This window comes from Mesorhizobium sp. M7D.F.Ca.US.004.03.1.1 (genome assembly GCF_003998635.1).
GTDB classification, from domain to species: domain Bacteria; phylum Pseudomonadota; class Alphaproteobacteria; order Rhizobiales; family Rhizobiaceae; genus Mesorhizobium; species Mesorhizobium loti.
The window spans coordinates 1-4,698 of sequence record NZ_RZQG01000466.1; the positions used below are offsets into that span (position 1 = coordinate 1).

Sequence of the window (4,698 nt, forward strand, 5' to 3'; positions counted from 1 at the left end):
GTGTCGGCGCCGGCGGAACCGTCGGCTCGGAAGCGTATGCACTGAGTGCCGAAACCGAGACGCTCAGCGCCAGTCCGGCAGCAAGGCCGATATTGCGTAAATTCCTCACTGTCTCTCTCCCTCTTGTTTGTTCCGGAGCGTTTGCACCTGCTCCGCTTCTCCTCGAACTCAAAACGGCTTCGTGAGAGTGGATCCGCCTCCCTTGGATTCACCATCACCGCATGAGGCTCAGCCGGCCCGTTTCAGCCGGCTTGTTTCAGCGCTGCTTTTTCGGCGCGCAATTCCTCGATCGAGCGAACGCTGCGCCGCGCGGCGCCCGCCCACTCGCGGGTCTTTACCGCCGATGTCGACAGCCGTTCCCTGGCGGCCGGAACCGCATGGGCATATTGCGGCAGCCAGGCCGCCTGGGCGACGACCATTTCATCGACCATCTGCCAGACCTCCTCCGGGGTCGAAACCGCGCCGACCAGGGGATCATGCAGCACGGCGAGCTTCAGCAGATCGATGTCGCCTGATATCGCGGCATGCACCGACATGCGCTGGACGTTGATCGAGGCGATGCAGGTGGCGGCGCAGGCTTCCGGCAGCGTGATGCCGGCGGCCATGTTGATGCCGAAGCGGTCGACGAAGCCGGGCGACTCGATGATGGCATCCTGCGGCAGGTTGGTGATCACGCCATTGTTCCTGACGTTGAAGTGGCCGCGATAGACGCGGTTGGTCTCCAGCGCCTCCAGTATGTGGCTGGCATGCTCGTTGGAGCGCTTCCCGGGATCGATCGGCTGTGACGCCGCTTGGAGGAACTGCGGATATTCCGTCTCGAACCAGTTGCGGGTTTCGGTGGAGTGGCGGAGATAGCCGCCCGTCTCGCCGTGGATCCAGTCGGACATATCGATCCAGCGCGTGATCTCGTCGGGGCGTTTGCGGTACCAGGGCAGATATTCGGAAAGATGGCCGTTGCTTTCGGTCGAATAGACGCCGAAGCGCTTCAGGACATCGATGCGCAGCTTCTCCTGCTGCGAATAGACCGGATGCGCCTCGAAGGCGGCCACCAGTTCGTCCTTGCCGATGGGGCGGCCGTTGAGGCGCAGGTCGATGAACCAGGTCTGGTGGTTGATGCCGGAACAGACATAGTCGAGCTCCTGCGTGGACTTCGCGCCCAGCACCTCGGCGATCTGCTCGGCACCGTGCTGGACGCCGTGGCAGAGCCCGACAGTGTCGACCTTGCCGTATTCGATCGCTGCCCAGGTGTTCATCGCCATCGGATTGGCGTAGTTCAGGAATTTGACGTTGGTCTCGGCGACCTCGCGCATGTCCTTGCAGAAATCCAGGATCACCGGGATGTTGCGCTGGCCATAGAGGATGCCGCCGGCGCAGATCGTGTCGCCGACACACTGGTCGATGCCGTATTTCAGGGGAATGCGGATATCGTCGGCATAGGCTTCGAGACCTCCGACCCGCACGCAGCTGATGACGTAACGTGCGCCTTCAAGCGCCCTGCGGCGGTCGGTGGTCGCCGTCACCCTGGTCGGCAATCTGTTCGCTTCGACGATCCTGTCGAGGATCGCCTTGATCATCTGAAGGTTGTGCTCGCTGACGTCGGTCAGCGCGAATTCGATGTCGGTGAATTCGGGCACGCAGAGGATGTCGGTGAACAATTTCTTGGTGAAGCCGACGCTGCCGGCACCGATGATAGCGATTTTGAAACTCATCAGCCGCACCTCATTCCATTCGAATGGCAGGCAAGGAATGACAATGGGAGGCTGTAGCCACATGCCGCGACACGCATGCAAGACAAGCCGGAATCCGGCTCGCCAACCTCCCTGTCCGCTCCTCGACTGCGGATCTCTCTCGCTTTTCGACGGGGATTATGCGCTTATTCGCGAGCGCGACCAGAGAAGGATTATGCTTTCAAGGGTAATTTTGTGCTGCAAGATTTGATCGCCAACGGACAGTCCATGCGCACGATCTCGCTGCCGCGCGGCCGCCAGCGCCTGCACGCCATGCCGACGAGCACGGGCTATGAGGTGCGCGAGGACGAAATCTACGACTGGGATGGGCGCAGGCGCGGCCAGACGCCGTTCACCGTGCTCCAGCACACGATCAGCGGAACCGGCCGGCTGCGCTACGAGAACCGCAACTACCGCCTGCAGAAGAACGACACCTTGCTGGTGCTGGTGCCGCACAACCACCGCTACTGGCTGGCCGGGGACGAGCGCTGGGAATATTTCTGGATTTCGATGAACGGCGAGGAGGCGCTGCGCATCCACAAGTCGATCCTCAGCGTCTCGGGTCCGGTATTTCGGCTGCAGCCGGCGACGATCGATCATCTTGCCGATTGCAGCCTGCGTCTGATCAAAGGAGCCGCTTCGCCGGGGGCTGCGTCCGCCGTCGCTTACGAGGCGGCGATGGCGCTCTATGACGATGTCTTCGGCTCACATGCCTTTGCCGAAAAACAGAGCGTCATGCAGCCGGTCATCGATCACATCAACGCCAATCTCGACAGGCCGCTGCCGGTGGCGGACCTGGTTCAGATCAGTGGCCTCAGCCGGGCCCATTTCTCACGCTGCTTCGCCGAAAGCGAAGGCCTGCCGCCTGCCGAGTTCGTGCTGCAGCAGCGCCTGCAACGGGCGGCAAAGCTGCTGACCAAGGCGGATTTCCTGCCGGTGAAGGAAGTCGCCATCCTGTGCGGTTTCGAGGACGCCAACTATTTCTCGAAGGTCTTTCGCCGCTGCTACGGCATCACGCCGAGCCAATTCCGCACGACCGGCATGTATGCCAATTTGAGAACTCCGGCGCGGCGTCAGGGCCTTCGATGACGAGACCTGACACCGGCGCCGTTAAACAGGCAGTTAACTAGGCAGCGCGCAGACTCCCGCCATCCAACCATTCGAGATCGGCTTGCGACAGCGTGATGTCGAGGGCGCGCAGACTGTCATCGAGTTCGTCCAGCGCGCGTGGCCCGATCAGCGGGATGGATGGGAACGGCTGAGCGAGCACATAGGCCAGCGCAATATGGATCGGGCTCTTGCCCAGTCTCGCGGCAAGTTCGATCGCCCTGTCGCGGCGGCCGAAATTCCGCTCCGAGTACCACACCCGCACCAGTTCCTCATTGTCGCGCTTGTCGCGCCCGGCGCGATCGGTGAAGAAGCCACGCCCCTGGCTTGACCAGGCGAAGTTCGGCATCTGCCGGGCGGTCAGCCAGGTCTTCCAGGCATCGCTGGACGCAGTGACGCAGCCTGCCCAGATCGGCTCCAGCATTTCGGCCAGCGAGAAATTGTTGGACAGCGCGCCGGGCTTTTGCTTGCCGGTGCGTTCGGCATAGGCAATCGCCTCGTCTATGCGTTCCATCGTCCAGTTCGAGCCGCCGAACGGGCCGCGGATGCGGCCAGCCTTGACCTCACGATCCATCGCATCGACGAATTCGCCAACCGGCACACCCGGATTGTCGCGATGCATGAAATAGACATCGACATGGTCGGTCTGCAGGCGGTCGAGCGACTGGTCGAGCTGCTTGCCGATCACGTCGGGATAGCAGAGCGGCGAATGCGCGCCCTTGGCGATGACCACCGATTGCGCGCGCACACCGCGATTTTTCAGCCATTCGCCAAGCAACTTTTCGGTGTAGCCGGCGCCATATACAAAACCGGTGTCGAAGAGATTGCCGCCGGCCTCGAAGAAGGCATCGAGCAGGATCGAACCCGAGGAGAACGTACGGAAATCCTCGAAGCCGAGCGCCACCACCGACGCCGGCTTCGACAGGCCAGGGATCGTGCGCTTGGCGATCGCCGTGCCTCCCGATCGCAATGGCCGGCCGGAGATGGTGTTGACGCGTTGTTGAGCCTTCTCGATCCCGTATTCGAGGCCGGCTGCCGCGCGCCATCTGTCCAGCACGCGCAAGGTGCCGAGGCTCTCCGCCCACGCCATGCCCGGCCAGGCGAATTCCTGCCGCCCGGCGCGGATGGCCTCACCGGCTGCGTCGACCTCGAAGGAATAGACATGGCGCCTCTCGTTGACGCTGATGGTCTCGCGCGCGCCGTCGGATGCGATGACGTCGATCTGGCCGAGGCCGACGTCGCGGTTGCCGCCGGCGAACCAGAAGTCCGGCACTTCGATGCGACCTTTGGTGCCCAGGATGCGCAAGACATTGTCCTGGTTGAGCGAGATGCTGCAGGAGACTTCGGCGACAATGCCACCTGGGAAATGCAGCAGCGCGGAGGCCCATTCGTCGACGCCGGACTGGCCAAGATGGGCGGTGCCGACCACTTTGTCTGGCTCAGCGAAAGGTTTTCCGACTGCGGCGCCGGCAATCAGCCGCACCATCGAGACGGGATAGCCGCCGACGTCGAGAATGCCGCCGCCGGCGAGATCGTTGGCATAGAGCCGGTGCTGCGGCATGAAGCCCGGCATGGCGAAGCCGAAACTAGACTTGATCATCCTGATGTCGCCAATGACACCAGACCTGATCAGCTCCACCAGCTTCAGCGTCTGCGGATGCAGCCGGTACATAAAGGCTTCGCCGAGGAATGTGCCGGCCTTGCCCGCGGCATGGATCATGGCGTCGGCCTCGAAGGCGGTCAGCGCAAGCGGCTTTTCGCACAGCACATGCTTTCCGGCCTCGGCCGCCTTGATCGCCCATTGCGCATGACCGGGATGCGGTATCGAAATGTAGACGGCATCGATGTCGGGATCGGCGAGCAG

At 62.6% G+C, this 4,698-nt stretch carries 3 protein-coding genes; 1 reads left to right on the forward strand and 2 read right to left on the reverse strand.

Features of this window, described 5'->3' with window-relative positions; all coding sequences use genetic code 11:
* Positions 1–242 precede the first annotated feature (242 nt).
* A complete protein-coding gene (locus tag EN935_RS22920; protein ID WP_127262339.1) occupies positions 243–1,709 on the reverse strand; it encodes an alpha-glucosidase/alpha-galactosidase in 1,467 nt (488 codons plus the stop codon).
* Between the two features lie 75 nt (positions 1,710–1,784).
* Here EN935_RS22920 and EN935_RS22925 point away from each other — a divergent pair, with 75 nt between their 5' ends.
* A complete protein-coding gene (locus EN935_RS22925; protein ID WP_206532340.1) occupies positions 1,785–2,816 on the forward strand; it encodes an AraC family transcriptional regulator in 1,032 nt (343 codons plus the stop codon).
* 37 nt (positions 2,817–2,853) lie between these two features.
* On the opposite strand, the gene EN935_RS22930 is transcribed toward EN935_RS22925, so the two are convergent.
* Positions 2,854–4,698: aldo/keto reductase (locus EN935_RS22930; RefSeq protein WP_127373633.1), on the reverse strand; the 1,845-nt coding region annotated here is incomplete at its 5' end.